The sequence below is a fragment of the uncultured Chloroflexus sp. genome (genome assembly GCF_937129525.1).
GTDB lineage: Bacteria > Chloroflexota > Chloroflexia > Chloroflexales > Chloroflexaceae > Chloroflexus.
Window position 1 is genome coordinate 1 of sequence record NZ_CAKZNK010000052.1, and the last position, 19,506, is coordinate 19,506.

The window sequence follows — 19,506 nt, forward strand, 5'->3', positions numbered from 1 at the left end:
CGTGTTGGTGGCCGTCGCCGTCGGCGTGTTGGTGGCCGTCGCCGTCGGCGTGTTGGTGGCCGTCGCCGTCGGTGTGGCTGTCACCGTCGGTGTGGCAGTAGGCACTACCGGGGCAAAGTTGGCCGTAAGCGCGCGCGGAGCGGTTGCAGGGAAGCTGTACACCGACGTGGTTGCTACCACCGACGCCCCTTCTGTCCAGTTCACGAAGACGTAGCCTGCGCTCGGCGTCGCCTGTACCGTCACCACACTGCCGTGCGGGAAGGTGCCGCCACCACTGACACTGCCACCACTGGCCGGTTCGGCGTTGACCGTGATCTGATACGACGGCATTGCGTTGACGTGAATGGCGAAGGCATCGCGACCGGCCAATGTGTAGTTGACAATTTGGCCGCTGCTATTCACTTCAATGAAGGCGCTGTTCGGCGCAGGCATGGTGGTGCCGGGCAAGACACAAACCCCACCGACAACATCGTACTTCGTGATGTCGCAATAGAATCCCGCCGGAAGGCTGGTCTGATATGTGGTAGTTGCTGCCGCGCTACCGTTATTGATCGCCACAAACCCTTTGTTGCCGCGACCAAAGGCGATATGGTTCGAGGGTGTGCCGCCAATATTCTGCCAGTTGGTTACCGGTTCGCCATGGGTAACCTGCCGGAATTGAACCATGTTGGCAATTGCTGGATAGCGATGTTCGCATACCCACTGCCCCAGATCGGCAGCCGTAACCGGATTGGGATAGTTGCCGGAGCAATGAGCTGGATAGTTAGCCGCAGTCTGGCCTGGCCCATACACCGGACGAGTGTCGGCGCCGAGACCTGGACCCCAGGTGACACCTCCGTCGTTGCTGCTCGGTGGTCCCAGGCTGTCGCCAGCGTTACTGTTGGGATTGGTTGTCCAGTAGTAGCTCGACATGACCGACGGGTGACCGTAAGGGTATGCCAGCATAAAGATGTTCGCCAGTACATGCACTCGACCATCGCGGTGATCAACCACGCAGGCGCCACCAGGGCCGTGTCCGCGCTGGTTATCGTGATTGTCAACGAATACCTGAGCGAAACGCGATGGCAGCAAGCCGGCAGTGAACGTTTGCAGGTTGCTGATCGAACCGCCACAGTTGAAGTTGCCGCCGATAACGCCAACACTGAAGGCAAACTCGGTTACGTCGGCGTAGGGGGTGTATTCCCAATCGCGAATGCGCTCGGTCGGATCCATGTCGATCACTTCGCTAAAGATGTAGGGCTTGCCGCCACCCGGCAGGGTCAGCCCGGCCAGTATCGCGCCGACCTCATGCGCTGCGATGTGCTTGGCGCCATCAATCCGGAATCCACGCACACCGGCATCGAGCAGAGCCTGCAGATAAGCGCGCAATCGGTTTTGCACCGACGGCTTACCGGTATCGAGATCGGGCAGGCCGGCCAACTGGCAGCGTTGCACCTGCACGCGGTCGCGATAACTGGCGATCAGACAATCGGGGTGGAAATCGTCGGGCAGATATTGCGTGCCGTAGAAACGCAGGTTGGCCGGCTGCGAACGATACTGAGTGCCCGCCGTGCCAGCAGGCGGACTACCCACCTCGATGTCGGCCATGTGATTGATCACCGCATCGACAATCACCGCGACACCGACACTGTTGCAGTCATTGACCATCTGCTGAAACTCGGCCCACGTTCCGCTGCGACTGGTAAACCGCGTCAGATCGTGCGTCACCGGCTGGTAGCGAGTCCACCAGGGAAAATCGTTGGCAGGATTTCCACCCAGATCGGCGGCAGGCACAATGTGCTCGTTCGGTGGCGAGACCTGTACCCCGGTGTAGCCCTTTTGGGCCAGGAAGGTGCATTCTTTTGCCACATCGCTCCACCGCCACTCAAACAGATGGACAAAGACGCCAGCCGGCGGCTCAGGCGCTGAATCGGCGGTGGGGATAATGGTGATCAGGCCATCACCCTGATCGTCATCGTCGGGATTACCGTTAATGTCGTAAGCGTCAACTTTCCACCGGCGCCCGGTTTCGGCTGTCTGCTTGCAATAGGCGGTGAAGCCATACGTGCCCGGCGCCAGTGCCTCGATCACCGCGCGCGGTATCGTAGCGCGATATTCATCATTATTGCCAATATCGCCGTTATACACCATCGGTAAATCATTCCAGGGCTGACCGTAACGCCCCCAGTGCAGGAAACACTCAATCCCTGCCCCCTGACCGACGCCAGGAGTGACTCCCGCTTCATATACCTGCACGTACACGTCGAATCCGGCGGGAGAAAAGCTACCCTGATCGACGGCATGTGCGATCCCGCCGCGTGGATACATCAACCCAACCCAATCGATGGCGCTCGGCGGTTCGATCGGTTGGGTCGAGACAAAGACTACCGTAGTGCGCGGAGGAATGGTAAAGGTGTCAGTCGCATCGTTAAAAGAAGCGTTTGCAATCACCGGATCATCGTCGATGCCATCAGTGTGCAGTGGGTGGAGGGTGAAACCATTTGCGTTCGGAATGGTAATCGACTGAGCAATCGTATGCGCATTGAAGAAGACCAGAATATTTTCCCAGTTGGGATCGAGATCAGGTGAAACTTCATCTGACAGCCGCATCACGATCAGAGCATCGCGACTATTGTCAGTGTTATAGTGACTGACGCGCGCATTAATCGCAGCTTCGGTCGTGAGCCGGAAGAGCGGCGAACTCATACGAAGACGCAATGTCTCGCGCATGTGGGCTGCGGCAAAATCCATACTAGCCGTGGTCGGATCGAGCGCTGTATTGTTCAGCAGCGGTGTCATGATCCCCCAGCGCGTGCTGTTATCCCAGGATGGCGGCAACCCGCGCCCAAAGTTATTGCCGCTGCGATCCCAGTAGACCCGGTTAAACCAGTCGCCAGAGTCATAGCTATTCCGGTCGAGTGACTTCGAGCGCAGGATGTCTTGCCCCATATGGAAGAAGGGAATACCTTGCGCCAGCCCGATCAGGCTCACCCCCATATTCTGACTGCGCACCCGATCAGACATTGAGGTCACAGGAATACTACTGCTACCGATCCAACCCGGATTCCCGCTACCATCACCGTTGGGAAGTTTGAAGACATTCTGGTCGAAGAGGGTTTCGTTATCGTGTTTTTCAACGTAGTTAATCGCCTCTTGTGGATCGTCGGTAAACGGGTTACCCTGTCCATTCCAATCGGTTCCGCTCCCGCGCAGCGCCGAACGCAGTGTATCCATTACCGTGTGCAGGTTGCTCTGGAAACGATCGGGGTAGTTGTAACCATTCCAGTCGTAGCTGAGGCCGTTGATGAAGCCCTGGCGGCGAATGCCGATCGGATCGGTGCTGTAACCACCGTGAGCAGCGTCACGGATCACATCATTGAACACCCCGATCCCACTGCCGGTCATATTGTACTTGTGCGCATAGCAATGCGGACACGTCGTCAGTCCTTTATCGCGGGCCGAACCGAAATCCCATCCTTCCCCGTACAGGTAGATCGCGCTGCCATCAACGCCATGGCTACCCGGATTGAGCGCCTGCAACGCCGCCCGCACATTGAGCATATTCTGGCGCGTATGCAGATTCATCAAATCGAAACGGAAGCCATCAATCTTGTACGCCGTGGCGAAGCGCACAACCGTATCGATCATGAGCTTCTCCATCATGGCATACTCAGTGGCGGTATCTGCGCAACACGAGGAATTCGCCAGATTACCGGCTGCATCGTAGCGGTAATAGTAGCCAGGCACGATCTGATCAAGCACTGACTTATCATCCTGGCCGCTAGCCGCCGTATGGTTGTACACCACATCCATGACCACCCGCAAGCCATTCTGGTTTAACGTCTGCACCATCTCGCGAAACTCATAAATGCGGGTCACGCCATCAGGATTGGTGCTGTATGAACCTTCAGGAACGCCGTAGTGATACGGGTCATAGCCCCAGTTGAAGCTATCGGTATGGCGATTCGCGGCCACTGCGGCCTGTGGATTAATCGAGGCGCGATCGGTGGCTGGATTGAATGAGATGGTCGGTTCACTCCGATCCGCCGGGTTTTCGATCACCGAGGCAATATCAAACGTGGGCAAGAGATGAATATGGGTCAGGCCAGCCTGCCGTAGTTGCAGCAGATGGTTCATCCCGTTCGAGAGCGTTGCATTCGGGTGAGGGCCGACGCCATCGTAGGTAAAGGCGCGGTAGGTGCCGCGATCGGTTGGCGCTACCGTACTATCATTAGCGCTAAAATCGCGGATATGCACTTCGTAGATGACAATATCTTCGGGATTAGCCAGGGTCGGCTTGCTGAGCGTATCCCATCCGGTCGGCTTCAAATCTGCATCATCGAGATTAACAAACTGGCTACGCACATCACCCGCCGCCGCGCCATCTTGTGACAGACTGACTGAATAGGGGTCGGTAACCAGATTCGTCACAACCGCGTCGAGCGTCGGCACATAGACTTCTACCGCAAAGAGATAAAACTGCCGATCCCACGACGCATCGCCGGTCACACTCCACACGCCGCTGGCCGGATCGAGCGTCATCGGGTGCGCGCTAAATGTCGTTGTGGTCGAATTGGCGAAACGGCGCAGCGTCACCGATCGCGCCGTTGGTGCCCACACTCGCACCGTGGGCACACCGCCGCTGTAACTCGCCCCGAGCGCCTGAGGAGAAGCATTGGCGGCATAGATTGCATCGAGCACACCCTGAATTTGCACGCGAGTCGCATCGATCCGATTATTACCGCTATCGTAAGCGGCAACCACAAGCTGGCCACGCAAGAGATGAGCGGCATCGGTAGCGCTCAAACCGGTGATCAGCCTGGTCATACCGGTCGCATTTGGATTCTTCACATACCCGCTGACTGTTCCGCTCGGAGTCAATGACACATAGCAGGATGTCGCCGGCGCAGGGAAGCTACACACAGTTGTCTCCGCCGCCGTCGTCATTCCGCCATCAGGATCGTAGAGGAGTCGGAAGCTTGCCGCCGGGCCACCATTCCAGGCTATCGTGCCGGTATCGAGCCAGAGCGCGCGCGCCTGCGCCGGTGTGATTACACTGGGGCCACTGCTCACAGTGTAATTGTAGTTGCTGCCGCTATTCGTATCAGCATTAATCGTCATCAGATCGGCATCGGCGCCGGCAATCGTAGTCACATCACCAGAACTAAACACATAGTAGCTGACCGTTGTGCCGGCAAGCTGAGCCGGAATGGTCGCGCTGAAGGAGGTGCCGCTCCCGCTCATCTTGAGCACGGTCGAGCCGGCCCAGTTACCGTTAATCGCATAGCGAAGCCAAAACGCCTGCTCGGCTGGCGGCGCACTGCCGGTCGTTGCGGTGACGGTGACCGGCTGACCGGCTAACGGCGCGGTTGGGGTCTGGCTGACGCTGACAATTGTGACCGGAGCAGCCGTGAGGCGAAATACGACACCACGATTGCCGCCATCCCACTTGAAGACGTAAAAGCTATTCTGCGTATGGCTCAAACGCAAATTGCGCTCACCACCGCCACCAGTGCTGAGACCGGTAAAAATCTGTCCAAAAGTCACGGCATTCGGCGCGTCTTTTCCATACCACTGACCGCCCCCGTCACTCTTGAAAAACTTGAATTCACTTTCGGTGTCATCGGGAGCAACAATCTGACCGCTGATGTAGACAAACGTACCACCCAGACTTGACGACATCCCCCAGGCAGTTGTCCATCCGTTCAACTCACCGCGTACCGCTTCACCGGCAGCCAGGGCAGGGAGCGGGAGCAACAGCGCGATCAAACCCAACGTGATCAGGCTCGCAAAGAGCAGGCGAAGGCTTCGATGATGCACAGCACAACCTCGTCGTTCAGGCGACATAGCCACATGACTTCAACGGCGCATATCCAGATGGGGAAGCAGGTTTGCTGCGCATTATAGCAGATATTGGTTGTAATTGCAATATTATTTTGAAAAACTGTTGCGTTAAATACAGATCGCGCAATCGGGTGTTCCTGCGCGGACGCCCTCCACGTAGTCGATCCTTATCCTTGCCGGGTGTTGCCAGATCAGCCTGATGCATCGGCGCGGCACGTCTGCGCCGGCACTGTCTCTACCCAACCGTCACATATCTCTGAACAGAGACGTATTTTCTGGTATGATGACGCAATGATCAGAATCTATATACGCTACACAAACGACTTATGCACCATTTCCATCCTCAAACACCCGACTGGGAACAACGAGTGCGCAGCAGTTTCGCCCGTCAGGGATTGATGCGCTCGCTTCATGCCGTCATTGACCACATACGTCCAGGCGAGTTGAGCATCACGATGCCAGCCGATCCGGCCTTCAGCCAGCAACACGGTTACGTACACGGCGGCGCAATTGCCAGCATTCTCGATAGCGCATGCGGATACGCCGCTCTCTCCCTTATGCCTGCCGACCGCGAGGTGCTCACGGTCGAGTTCAAAATCAATTTTCTCAGTCCGGCTCGCGGTTCCCGTTTTATCGCCACCGGTCGCGTGATCAGGACAGGCCGCGCGGTGACGGTCTGCACTGGTGAAGCAATCGCGCTCGATGGTGACCGACGCGCCACAATCGCGCTGATGCAGGCAACGATGTTTGCGGTGCCGGCTTCGCCGACAACGTAATAAGCTGCTTAGCTCCGCTCGGGCTGGCGGACAAACATCGCCCGATTGCGGAGCTGCAATGGTAGATGGCAGGTCAGGCTACTCAGAGATTGCCATAGTGGATTGCGATACCGACAGCGCGCAATCACGTGATCGGTCGTGGCGAAATTGCGTTTATACCGCATCACTCCCTCAATCCCGGCTCTGGTGTTATAGTCGAAGTAGCGAAATCCGCGCGCTACGGCATCGCGAATGATCTCGACATCAAGGACGATCAAAGCGCGCCGCGCCAATCCCTCTCTGGTAGCGGTGCCGTGCCAGAGTGTGATGCGCTGGTTCAAGGCAAAAGCAAGTTGCCCACCAACAACATTGCCCTCGAGTTCAACCACCCACAACTGCATCTCCACCGGATAATCGCCATCGTGTATACTTCCAGGAAAAATGACCAGGGATACTCGTAACTATCGTTCTCTCCCCAGCGATCAACCGCATCACGATAGACCAGATAACAGGCATGCCAGTCATCCAGACTCACCGCTTTGCGCACTCGCGCGCGCCACGGCGATAGTTACAGTGAATGTTATGGGAGAAACGCCGATACAGATCGGTAAACTTGCCCTCTAATGCAGGATGTGAGCAACTTCATCGCCAAATTGATACGCCTGATCAATTGTCTCTGGCGGGGCAATCGGGTTACTCAGGAAATAGAAGCTTGTAATATTCCAGCGGTAGACCTGCCGATAGATAGCCGCCGCATCGGCGGCAGTCAGCGGCCATCGGCAATCAGCCCGCCATAGCAGCCTCCAAAGGTCGAAATCAGCGCACTGATTGGTCTATAGCAACGCACTTCGAGTAACGGCAAGATAACGCGCGTGCCATTACGCAACTGTACCGCCAGCATTCGATCACGCACCGTCGAGATCGTCCGACATGCCAGCTCGGTTCAGCAGGGTGAGTGAAAAAACGTCGCATACGGGCATTTTCGGGCAACATCCATCCAGGTATCACGATCCAGAGAGAGCCAGCGCATAGCTTTTCTCACAATGCGGATATCAATGATCAGCCTGACAACCGGTCGAGCGCTGGCTACTATGTACACCCGGCCAATGAATAATTGGATGGCAGAATCAAATCGACCAATTAACAGTGTTGTTCATTGGCCGATCGTGTGTCTGCATTCCTATGACAGCCGAAGCGCACAGCAACGTTTAAGCTATGTATGCCATTCCAGTTGAGGTTGGGCCGACGATTCTTGTGAGCGCAATCGACGATGTAAAGAGTCTTTCAACGCTAATAATGGACGCGCAATCGGACTACGATACCGGCAGCGAGCAACCGCGTAATCGGTCGTAGCAAAATTACGCTTATAGTTCATGACCCCTTCAATGCCGGCGCTGGTATTGAAATCGTAGTACCGAAAACCACGAGCTGCTGCATCGCGCGCAATTTCGACATCGAGCACCACCATTGCCCGCCGTTTTAGCGCAGCGTCAGTCACAGTTCCGTGCCAGACCGTGACGTGTTGATTCCAGTAGAAAGCAAGAGTTCCCCCGACAACGTTGCCATCCAGCTCGACGACCCACAGTGTCAATTCATCTGAATACCGACGTTCGAACGAGAACACGTGGTTCAAAAATTCCCACGAGTAGCCATAGTTGCTATCTTGCCCCCAACGCTTCACCGCTTCGCGGTAGGCGCGGTAGTACGCTTTGTAGTCAGTCTCTGACATCGCGCGACGGATGCGAACCCCTTCGCGCAGGCCCCGTCGGTAGTGCGCGCGCGTACTCTTATCAAACCGGTTGAAGATTTCCTCAAAATCTGCGTTGAGATGAAGGATATGGCTCACTTCATCGGCAAAATAGTGCGCGCGATCAATGGTTTCTGGAGGCGCCAGCGGATTAGCCAGGTAATAGAAGTTGCTGACATTCCAGCGATAGACCTGCCGGTAGAGACGCGCTGCATCGCCCTGGCTCAACGGGCCATCGGCAATGATGCCGCCATAACATCCTTCAAACGTTGATATAAGAGCAGAGAACGGTCCGGCGCGACGAATTTCCAGCAGTGGCAACACCGCGCGCGTGCCGTTGGAAAAGATCGCCGCAATCGTTCGATCACGCACCGACTCAATTGCCTGGCAGGCAATTTCACTCCATCTAGGAGTGTGAAAGAACGTCGCATACGGGCAGGCGCGCGCCACTTCCCACCATAACTGCGGATCGACTGAGCGGATCAGGCGCATATCGTTCATAGAGATTCCTGACCTTAAGCAAATATGGTCTTCTCTCTTTCCGTTGTACCATATGACAACTGCTCGTGATCAGGGTAATATCACCCGGTTGTGATAACAGCATTGTTACGATCGGAACAATTTTTCTGAGGCTAATTTCATCCACGCCACGCGACCAGACCCACGCCAGTACATTGCAGTGCATTCAACCAGAGATCAACCAATCCCACCGGGTTGAGAGGTAAAGATTAAGGATCCAGCTCGCCTATGAGAAAACGTAGCAAAAGGTGAGGAATAAAAAAACCGCTCCCGCAATGCGGGAGCGGGGCAGGCAAGCGATTATCACCCTTACCGGCTAAGGACCTTCATTCACATATCCCTGCAACCGCGGATGCAATGAAGGGTCGCGCAGCTTGCGCAACGCCTCCGTCTCAAGCTGGCGCACCCGCTCGCGGGTCAAGCGCAAACGCTGACCGATCTGCTCAAGCGTATGCATTGGCTCGCCATCAAGGCCATAGCGCAGGCGCAAAATATTCCGCTCGCGCGATGAAAGCTGGCTGAGCGCTGCCTGCACATCGGCCTGAAGCATGCCCTCGCTCACCTCATCGAAGGGAGTGGGTTGAAGCGGATCGGTCAAGATCTCGGCCAGCGCGCCACCACCATCTTCGGTATGCGCTTCGTCCAGCGAAGCCGGCGTCAACCCGGCTTGCTCGGCGCGCTCGACCTGCTCAACCGAAAGCCCGGCAGCCTGCGCCAGCTCTTCCAGCGTTGGTTCGCGGTCGAGCTGCTGCGCCAGCTCTTGTCGCAACCGGGCAAGCCGGCTCAACCGCTCCCCCAGATGCACCGGCAAGCGCACTGTGCGGCTATGATCGGCAATCGCTCGCCCAATGCTCTGCCGGATCCAGTAGGTTGCGTAGGTCGAAAACTTCAGCCCGCGGCTGGCATCAAACTTATCAACCGCGCGCATCAGACCGACACTACCCTCCTGAATGAGATCGAGCAACGGCAAACCGTGACCCTGGTAACGGCGAGCGACACTCACAACCAGCCGCAGGTTTGAATTAATTAACTGCGCTCGGGCCTGTTCGCCAGCAGCAACCTGCGCTGCCAGTCGTTGCTTTTCGGCCAGCGGCAGCATTGGCTCATTTGCCAGCCGCTCAGCGGCGCGCCGACCCTGCGCAATCGTGTTGGCGAGGTGCTGCTCTTGCTCGAAAGTGAGTAACGGCTCAGCGCCGATCTCGTTCAGATAGAGCACTATCGTATCAGATGCACTACGACCAATCGTGGTTGGGTTGTTCATTGCGCCTCCTTATGCGCCGGTGAGTTACGTCGGCGCATGCAATGCGAACCACCGGGGTTCATACGTATTAGACGCGCTCAACCTGCTCTGCGGTTTCAATCAACAGCACCATTGCATCCGCAGATGACATAGCGCGTAGACGGCGCCATTCAGGCTCAAATGCGAGGCAGGCTTAGCAGTGAGACGGCATTATTACTGTCTATCGGTTCGTGCCGTCAGATTGCCGGAAATACACACTACCCGCCAGCATTGAGTATCGGCGGGTAGCATAAAGGGAAGGTTAAAGAAAAATGAGAAGAGGATGAGTATTTTTACCGTGGATGCAGAAACATTAACTGGTATTGGCCGAGAGGAAGCCACAGTAGCTAGCGTGTGTTACCGTTCACTCATCGCCAATTCCCGACGCTTCTTCTCGCGGCGACGGTCGTCAGCGCTGAGCAACTTCTTGCGAATGCGCCAGCCTTTCGGTGTTACCTCAACCAGCTCGTCATCGCCGATATACTCAATCGCATCATCGAGCGAGAGCTGGCGCGGCGCGTCGAGCCGCACCGTTTCTGCGCCACGGTTATTGCGCATGTTGGTCAGATGTTTCTCTTTGCAGACATTCACCTCAAGATCATTGTCGCGAATGTGCTGCCCAACCACCATTCCTTCATATACCTCCTGGCCAGGAGTGATGAAGAAAACACCGCGATCCTGCAGGGAGTGGATCGCGTAGGTGGTGGCGACACCGCTCTCAGCGGCAATCAGGCTGCCATTGGCTCGCATCTCGATCTCGCCGACATACGGCTCGTACCCGAAAAAGATACTGTTCATCACGCCGGTGCCGCGGGTAGCCGTCAGGAAGAGCTGGCGAAAACCGAGTAGACCGCGCGTTGGCACCAGATAGACGTAATGTACGGAGCCATCTTCGCTGATGCGCATATCACGCATCTGGCCCTGCCGCTTGCCCAGCAATTCGACCACCACACCCTGATACTCGCTCGCCACCTCAATCTCAACCAGTTCCATCGGTTCGAGACGAGTGCCATCAGGCGCTTCGCGGAAGATTACCTCTGGTTTTGAGACCTGAAACTCATACCCTTCGCGACGCATCGTCTCGATCAAGATCCCGAGGTGCAACTCACCGCGTCCGGCGACAATAAACACATCGGGGCTTTCGGTCTCTTCCACTCGCAAGGCCACATCGCGCTCCATCTCTTGGAAGAGACGCTCGCGCAGCTTGCGCGAGGTGACATAGGTTCCCTCCCGTCCGGCGAAAGGGCTGGTATTTACCCCAAAGGTCATCCGCACCGTCGGTTCTTCGACCTTAATCGGCGGTAACGCCTCTGGCATTAGCGCATCGGCGATGGTATCGCCAATGGCTGCGTCAGGAATACCGGCAATCGCAATAATGTCGCCAGCCTGCGCCTGCTCAACCTCTTGCCGCTCCAAACCGTTGTAAACAAAGATCTGGCTAACCTTGGCCGGAGAGATCGACCCGTCGCGAGCGATACGCACTAGGGGCTGACCTTTGCGGATCGTGCCACGCACCAGCCGACCGGTCAAGATCTTACCTTTATACTCGTCGTAGCTACTGGTGGTAACGAGAAACTGCACCGGCCCTTCAATATCAACCGCAGGCGGTGGAATGCGGTCGAGAATGCATTCGAAGAGCGGCTCGAGCGAATCGTGCAGCTTGAGCGGTGAGCGACCCGCGTGACCGAGCAACGCATTGGTGTAGATAGTCGCAAATTCGGCTTGCTCGTCGGTTGCGCCCAGATCGATGAAGAGATCGAACGTCTCATTCACCACATGGTTGGGCCGCGCCTGGGGACGGTCGATCTTGTTGACGACGACGATAGCCTGATGACCGGCCTGTAACGCCTTGCGCAACACAAATTTGGTCTGTGGCATCGGCCCATCGACTGCATCGACCAGCAGCAATACGCCATCGACCATATTCATGACCCGCTCGACCTCGCCACCGAAATCGGCGTGGCCCGGCGTGTCAACGATATTAATCTTGACGCCGCGATAGGTCACGGCAGTATTCTTGGCCAGAATGGTAATGCCACGCTCGCGTTCGAGAGCGTTACTATCAAGCACGCGCTCTTCCACTTGCTGGTTCTGGCGGAAGATGCGGCTCTGCTTGAGCATGGCGTCAACGAGTGTCGTCTTCCCGTGATCAACGTGAGCGATGATCGCGATATTACGCAGATCGGTGCGCTGAATCATACCTGTTCCGTTGAGATTGGCCGCTGCGCGGCGTGAAAAACGCTCAGGTCAAACCTGAGCGCAACGAATATCTATCAATATTATAGCATAGAAACCGTGGAGGTGTTCGGTCTGGCATCGCTGAAGAACAACTGTCGATAATAGGAAATAGTCACTTTTGGTATAATACCGTTATCAATGCTCTTTCAGCCCCAGAGGAGATGCGATTGTGACTACCAGCCACCGTCGTGCTGTACTCTTTGCGACTTGCATTGTCGATCAACTCTACCCTACCGTCGGTTTGGCTGCGGCTGAACTGTTGGAACGACACGGTGTAGCGGTTGACGTGCCGCCCGACCTGTTGTGTTGCGGTCAGATGGCTTTTAATGCCGGTTTCCGAGATGACGCTTACGCCGTCGCCGGTCGCGCGCTGGAAATATTGCGCGGTAAAGGTGATGTGGTCTTGCCGTCAGGCTCATGCGCTGCAATGATCCGCCATCTCTATCACGAATTGTTTGCCAACACCCCCTTTGCCGGCGCTGCCGAAGAACTGTCTCATCGCACTTACGAATTGAGTGAATATCTGGTCGATGTATTGGGGGTAGACGACACCGGCGCGCATTTTTCCGGACGCATCACCTACCACGATGCATGCCACGGTTTGCGTTTTCTCGGTCTCGGCGCTCAGGCGCGCGCGCTCCTCAATCACGTGCAAGGCGCTGAAGTCGTGCCGTTACCCGGTTGCGACCAGTGTTGCGGCTTCGGTGGCCTGTTTGCCGTTAAACAGGAACAGATTTCGACAGCAATGCTTGATCGCAAGCTCGCCGCGATTGAGTCGACCAAAGCTGATCTCCTGGTGACCGGTGATGTCTCGTGTATGACACAGATCGCCGGCGGTTTGTCGCGCCGCAACCTTCCCACGCGCGCCCGTCATCTAGCCGAGGTGCTGGCAAATATGGTGGATGCGCGTTGACCTGTCGCGCTACAGCGCGCAACATGTTCGGCATCGGCAAGCATTTGATACCTTGCGCAATTGAGCCACCATTTAGCAACTTTGTTCATCGGCCTGAAGCTGCGTGCTAACGCCTGGAAAAGATGATCCTATGTCACAAACGATAGCCTTTTACGACCGCGTTGATCACGCTCTGCACGACAATTCATTACAGACGGCACTTCAGCGCGCCACCACCCGGTTCATTTCCAACCGGGCTGGCGCAATTGGCGCGCTTAGCGACGCCGATCGCCTGCGCGATCAGGCCCGCGCCATTCGGGCCTATGCTTTAGCCCATCTCGACGAGTTATTACCGAAACTGGCTGCCAACGTCGAGGCGCGCGGCGGTCACGTATGCTGGGCCAGCGATGGCGAAGAGGCGCGTCGCTACATTATCGAGCTGGCTCAGGCTCGCGGAGTGCGCAGTATCGTGAAGTCGAAATCGATGGCCTCGGAAGAGATTCATCTCAACGAGGCGCTCGAGCATGCCGGCTTCGAGGTGGTTGAGACCGATTTAGGCGAGTATATCATCCAGCTTGCTGGCGAAACTCCTTCCCATATCATCGCTCCTGCTATCCACAAAACCCGCGAGCAGGTGAGCGAATTGTTTGTCAAGCACCTTGGGATGACACCCACTACTGAAGTGCCACCGATGATTCGCACTGCCCGGCAGGCGCTACGACAACGCTTTTTGCAGGCCGATATGGGTATCAGCGGCGTCAATTTCGGTGTGGCCGACAGTGGCGCGATTGTCATTGTCGAAAATGAGGGCAATGCTCGCCTCTCAACCACGGTGCCGCGCATTCACGTCGCTATTATGGGGATCGAGCGCATCGTTGCTCGCATGATCGATCTCGGCGTGATGCTCCAGGTACTGGCCCGTTCGGCGACTGGTCAAAAGCTTAGCGTTTATACCAGTCTGATCAGCGGCCCGGCTCGACCCGGCGAAGCGGATGGCCCGGAAGAGTTCCATCTTGTCTTGCTCGACAATGGCCGATCGCGCATCTTAGGCGGTCACTACGCCGAGTCGCTGCTCTGCATTCGTTGCGGCGCCTGCCTGAATGCCTGCCCCGTTTATCAGGCAATCGGCGGCCACGCTTATGGCGGCGTCTATTCCGGACCGATCGGCGCTATCCTAACCCCGCTGCTGCAACCCGATCTGCCCGATGCATACCTGCTGCCGCAAGCCAGCTCGCTTTGCGGCGCTTGCCAGGAGGTCTGCCCGGTACGGATCGCTATTCCCGATATGTTGCTGCGCCATCGAGCGGATGCAGTGAAGGCGGGCAAGGTCAATCCAATCGAGAAACTGGCGATCGCTGGCTATACCATGACAATGACGCATCCGGCGATCTACAACGCCAGCGGCAAGGCTGCTCGCTTCTTTAGTCGCATTGCCGCTCGCAAAGGACGCTTCCGCCACTTGCCGCCACCGCTCCATCTGTGGACGAAGCAGCGTGATTTTCCGGCGCCACCGCCAAAATCATTCCGCGAGCTTTGGGCCGAACGGAACAAGCAGCGCTGAGCCAGGACAGGATTCGATACCAACAGTCTGAATACTCGCCATCGATCCGAATGCCCTTGTTGATAGCCCGAATAGGGGTGATGTAGCCAGATCAATGCTGTATGTCTGAACTACAAGCGATGCAGATTACGATCCACGCCGAACCTCCCGATACTGTCGATGGCTTACAGTTGATTGCAGAATTGGAAGCTGAACTGGCTCCGCTGTATCCGCCGGAAAGTCAGCACGGCTACAGTGTGGCCCAAATGATTGAACAGCGCGTGGCCTTTTTCGTCATACGGGTCAACGGCGAACCTGCCGGCTGCGGCGGCATCCAGTTTTACCCCGATTATGGTGAGTTAAAGCGCATGTATGTGCGACCGACTTTTCGCGGCATGGGGCTGGCGCAGCGTTTGATCGATCATCTTAGCGCGTATGCTAACAGCCGGCACTGTCGGTTGCTTCGCCTTGAAACCGGTATTCTGCAACACGCTGCCATTCGTTGTTACGAGAAAGCCGGTTTCTACCGTATCGGTCCGTTTGGCAACTATCCCGACGATCCTCTCTCGTTATTTTACGAGCGGCGACTTGATGATAGATGCGAACATGCAGCAGGCCGGTCAAACTTTCATGGGCCTGTTGCCCAGGAGCCAAATCCATGAGCCGAGACCAGATTCTCGCTAACCTCCGCACCAGTCTGAATGCTAACCGACCCTGGCTGCTCAACGAAGCCTCGCGCGCGCCGCACGAGCCACCGCCGTTTGTGTTGCCGCCAGAAAATGATCTGGCAGCGCAGTTTGCCGCCGAACTGACCAAACTTGAAGGGAAAGCCTACCGCGTTCCCAACGCCGACGAAGCGTTGGCTGTGATCGACCGTCTTATCGAAGAAACCCAGGCCTCCAGCATCATCAGTTGGGATCTTGACCAGATTGGCTTGCCCGGACTGGCCGAACTGCTAACCGCTCGCGGTATTACTCTGGCCGACACTACTGCGCGTGGCGAGGAACGCAAGGCGCGCCTGCAAGCCTTAGAACCGATTCCGCTTTGCATTTCTGGCGTCGAGCTGGCCATTGCCGAGAGTGGTTCCCTGCTCTTGCGCCACGGCCCCGGTAAACCGCGCATCGCCTCGCTCCTCGCGCCCTGTCACATCGCGATTGTCTTTGCTCATCAACTGGTGCGCGGTCTCGGCGAGGCGCTCTCGCTGCTCGCGCAACGCTACGGCGACGAGGTGTTTGGTCCAACCAGCAACCTGACGTTTATCACCGGCCCATCACGCACCGCCGACATCGAGATGACCCTTTCGCTCGGCATTCATGGTCCGCCACAAATTCACGTGATTATTGTCGAAGGTTAAATTCGCGATTTCAGACCGTATTTCACATGATGCTGACCCTATGGGGCAAGCTGCATCAGGCATTCGCCTATGGATATGGAACCCAAACCTCGCATCTTTGTGACCCGTCGGCTGCCTGAGCCGGCGATGGCTATCCTTTCCGCCTTTGGTAACGTCTCACTATGGGATCAGGTAGAAACGCCGATCCCGCGCGACGAACTACTGCGCGGCATTGCTAAAGCCGAAGGATTGCTCTGCCTGATTACCGACCGTATTGACGCCGAGGTAATCGCTGCCGCGCCACATCTGCGCGCCGTGTCGGTCATGGCGGTCGGCTACGACAATATCGACCGAACTGCTCTGGCAGCCCGTGGCATTACACTTACCAACACGCCTGATGTCCTCACCGAAACAACTGCCGATCTGGCCTGGGCACTGATGTTGGCCGCTGCTCGTCGCGTGGTCGAAGGTCATCGATTGATTGAGCGCGGCGAATGGGGGCCGTGGCATCCAATGCAGATGGTCGGGCAGGACATCTACGGGCGAGTTTTAGGGGTCGTGGGCGCAGGTCGAATCGGGCAGGCAGTGCTTCGTCGAGGCCGTGGTTTTGGCATGCGACTGCTCTACCACAATCGCCGGCCTAATCCCTCGCTGGAAACTGAGTTGGGAGCATCCTATCGCAACCTGAATGATTTGCTGATTGAGAGCGACGTTGTGGTCGTAACCGCCCCGCTCACGCCTGAAACGCGCGGAATGTTTGGCGCGGCTCAGTTTGCGCTGATGAAGCCAACCAGCATCTTTGTGAACGTTGCCCGCGGGCCACTCGCGCGCGAAGACGATCTGGCTGCCGCGCTGCGCGCCGGTCGTCCGTGGGCCGCCGGTCTTGATGTGTTTGAACGCGAGCCGATTGGGCCAGATCATCCATTGTTGACACTACCCAACGTTGTGCTGACGCCGCACATCGGTAGCGCGAGCGTTGCCACTCGCTTGCGGATGGCTACACTTGCCGCTGAGAATCTGGTTGCAGTGCTGAGCGGGCAACCGACGCCGAATATCGTGAAGTAACCTTTTGCCGGCACGACTGGCGATGACAGCTTCGATCACGTGATGCCAACTGATGAGCAGAGCACTCTGCTGAAAATCCGTCATCAGCCATCCACCGTCTGGCATCCTTGCGCTATCTATAAGGCCAGACTACAATCGTAAAGCTCACCTTGAACACCTGACGCCACGACGCATCGACCGACGGCAATGAGTCTATGCCCCAGCTCAACGGCATTCTCGAACGAATCACCTTTCAAAGCGAGAGCGATGGTTATACCGTCGCTCAATTGCGTCCAACCGGCAAACGGCATACCGTCACCATCGTGGGCAAACTCCTCGGCATACAGCCGGGCGAGCAACTCATCCTCGAAGGGGAGTGGCGTGATCACCCGACTCATGGACGCCAGTTCAGCGTTACCCGCTACCAGACGCGCTTGCCGGCAACTATCGATGGCATTCGTCGCTACCTGGGAAGCGGTTTGATCAAGGGAGTAGGGCCGGCCACTGCTAAACGCATCACTGAGACTTTTGGCAAGTATACGCTCGATGTGCTCGATCGCGAACCAGAGCGGTTATGTGAAGTTCCCGGATTAGGACGGAAGAAGGCGGCCTTGATTGCCGAGGCATGGCGCACCCAGCAGCGGATCAAAGACCTGATGCTACTGCTGCAAGACCTGGGCCTGCCCACCGGCGTAGCGGTGCGCATTTACAAGCACTACGGTGATGAAGCGCTGAGCGTCGCGCAGAGCGAGCCATACCGTCTGGCCGACGAGGTAGATGGGGTTGGATTTCGCACTGCCGACGCTATTGCCGCCGGACTTGGTATTGCTCGCGACGATCCACGCCGGATCGAGGCCGGAATCCGTTTTGTGTTGGGACAGGCCTCGGATGAAGGGCATTGCTATTTGCCGCGGCGCAAATTGATCGAGCGCGCTGCCGCGGCGCTGACTGTAACGACCGAACAGGTGACGACTGCGCTCGAACGGATGCTGGTCGATCAGCAGCTCTGGCAAGACGCTATCGTTACTACCGACGAGCCAGACCAGCAGCCGATCTACTTGCTGCCGCTTGCCTTTGCCGAAATCGGCGTTGCCAACGCCATTCGTCGTCTCCTCCAGCAGCGTTCGGCGATGGCTGATCGCTACGCGCCCAGTCGTTGGGAGCACGTCTTCGCCCATCTGTCCGAACGGCGCGGCATTGATCTCAGTCGGTCGCAACAAGAAGCCGTTCGCACAGCGCTTACCCAACCGGTGATGCTATTGACCGGCGGGCCGGGCACCGGCAAGACCACCAGTCTACGCGCACTCGTCCTGCTCTTGCGCGCGCGTGGCTACCGGCCACTACTTGCCGCTCCCACCGGTCGCGCTGCCCGCCGCCTGAGTGAAGCCACCGGCAGCGAAGCGCGCACCATTCATCGCCTGCTTGAATATGGGCCTGACGGGACGTTTCGCCGCAACGCCGAAAACCCGCTCGACTGCGATCTGCTCGTTATTGATGAAGCGAGTATGCTTGACATCGTGCTGGCCAACCAACTGCTGAAAGCAATACCGGCCAACGCGCACCTGCTGATCGTTGGCGACGCCGATCAATTGCCGAGCGTGGGGCCGGGCCGCGTGTTAGGCGATCTGATCGAGAGCGAGATTGCGCCCCGAATTCACCTTGACGCAATCTTTCGGCAGGCAGCCGGGAGCGGTATTGCCGCCAATGCTCGCCGGATCAATGAAGGCAAATTACCCGCCTGGGGCGACCACGAAGACTTCTACCTGTTCAGTGCAACCACACCCGAACAATGCGCTGCGCTCACTGTGGAACTGGTAACCGAACGCATCCCACGCCGCTTCGGCTTTGATCCCCGTCGCGACATCCAGGTGCTCAGTCCAACTCACAAAGGTGTTGCCGGAGTCGCGGCGCTGAACGCGGCATTGCAGGCTGCGCTCAATCCACCGCGGCCCGGTGTTGCCGAATGTCACAGTGGCGCGACGGTTTTTCGAGTCGGTGATCGCGTTATCCAGCAGCGCAACGACTACGACCGCGATGTCTACAATGGCGACGTGGGAGAAGTGGTTGCGATTGACGGCGAAGAGCAAACCGTTGTTGTTCGCTTCGAAGATGGGAGAACAATCCGCTACAGCGGCCTCGATCTCGATGATCTCGCTCTCGCTTACGCGCTCAGCGTTCACAAAAGCCAGGGGAGCGAGTATCCGGTGGTTGTGTTGCCGCTGTTGTTACAACATCAACCCCTCTTGCAACGCAATCTGCTCTACACGGCGGTGACCCGAGCCAGGCAGTTGGTTGTTATCGTTGGTGACAGGCGCGCAGTTGCCGCGGCAATTGCT

At 57.1% G+C, this 19,506-nt stretch carries 13 protein-coding genes; 7 read left to right on the top strand and 6 right to left on the bottom strand.

The genetic code is table 11. The annotated features are described in order from the left end of the window. A partial coding sequence (gene pulA / locus Q0650_RS05930; RefSeq protein ID WP_298816896.1) for a pullulanase-type alpha-1,6-glucosidase occupies positions 1–5,799 on the bottom strand: 5,799 nt, incomplete at its 3' end. A gap of 350 nt (positions 5,800–6,149) precedes the next feature. Here pulA and Q0650_RS05935 point away from each other — a divergent pair. After that, entirely contained in the window at positions 6,150–6,599 is a 450-nt protein-coding gene (locus Q0650_RS05935) for a PaaI family thioesterase (RefSeq protein ID WP_298816898.1), read from the top strand. Positions 6,600–6,607: 8 nt separating this feature from the next. Here Q0650_RS05935 and Q0650_RS05940 read toward each other — a convergent pair whose 3' ends face one another. The 5 genes from Q0650_RS05940 to typA form a co-directional block, all read right to left on the bottom strand. Then, positions 6,608–6,979: a GNAT family N-acetyltransferase gene (locus tag Q0650_RS05940; RefSeq protein WP_298816918.1), complete on the bottom strand. Its 372-nt coding sequence runs from the start codon at positions 6,977–6,979 to the stop codon at positions 6,608–6,610. 365 nt (positions 6,980–7,344) lie between these two features. Beyond that, complete coding sequence (locus tag Q0650_RS05945) at positions 7,345–7,491, bottom strand: hypothetical protein (protein WP_298816899.1); 147 nt, start codon at positions 7,489–7,491, stop codon at positions 7,345–7,347. A gap of 300 nt (positions 7,492–7,791) precedes the next feature. Next, the gene (locus tag Q0650_RS05950; protein WP_298816901.1) at positions 7,792–8,826 is read right to left on the bottom strand and encodes a GNAT family N-acetyltransferase; all 1,035 of its coding nucleotides are present in this window, start codon (positions 8,824–8,826) and stop codon (positions 7,792–7,794) included. A 334-nt stretch (positions 8,827–9,160) separates the two neighbouring features. Continuing rightward, entirely contained in the window at positions 9,161–10,105 is a 945-nt protein-coding gene (locus Q0650_RS05955; RefSeq protein ID WP_298816903.1) for an RNA polymerase sigma factor RpoD/SigA, read from the bottom strand. A 375-nt stretch (positions 10,106–10,480) separates the two neighbouring features. Further along, positions 10,481–12,322, bottom strand: a complete 1,842-nt coding sequence (gene typA / locus Q0650_RS05960) for a translational GTPase TypA (RefSeq protein WP_298816905.1) — start codon at positions 12,320–12,322, stop codon at positions 10,481–10,483. Positions 12,323–12,530: 208 nt separating this feature from the next. Here typA and Q0650_RS05965 point away from each other — a divergent pair, with 208 nt between their 5' ends. From Q0650_RS05965 to Q0650_RS05990, 6 genes are all read left to right on the top strand, one after another. Next, on the top strand, positions 12,531–13,274 hold the full coding sequence (locus Q0650_RS05965; RefSeq protein WP_298816907.1) for a (Fe-S)-binding protein: 744 nt from the start codon (positions 12,531–12,533) through the stop codon (positions 13,272–13,274). Between the two features lie 130 nt (positions 13,275–13,404). After that, a complete protein-coding gene (locus tag Q0650_RS05970; RefSeq protein ID WP_298816909.1) occupies positions 13,405–14,814 on the top strand; it encodes a LutB/LldF family L-lactate oxidation iron-sulfur protein in 1,410 nt (469 codons plus the stop codon). Between the two features lie 101 nt (positions 14,815–14,915). Continuing rightward, positions 14,916–15,455 (top strand): GNAT family N-acetyltransferase, encoded by a 540-nt coding sequence (locus Q0650_RS05975; RefSeq protein WP_298816911.1) that lies wholly within the window; start codon positions 14,916–14,918, stop codon positions 15,453–15,455. Continuing rightward, positions 15,452–16,147, top strand: a complete 696-nt coding sequence (locus Q0650_RS05980) for a lactate utilization protein (protein WP_298816913.1) — start codon at positions 15,452–15,454, stop codon at positions 16,145–16,147. Before Q0650_RS05975 ends, Q0650_RS05980 begins: the two co-directional genes overlap by 4 nt. Positions 16,148–16,216: 69 nt before the next feature. Then, on the top strand, positions 16,217–17,191 hold the full coding sequence (locus tag Q0650_RS05985) for a D-glycerate dehydrogenase (RefSeq protein WP_298816915.1): 975 nt from the start codon (positions 16,217–16,219) through the stop codon (positions 17,189–17,191). A gap of 194 nt (positions 17,192–17,385) precedes the next feature. Next, a partial coding sequence (locus Q0650_RS05990; protein WP_298816916.1) for an ATP-dependent RecD-like DNA helicase occupies positions 17,386–19,506 on the top strand: 2,121 nt, incomplete at its 3' end.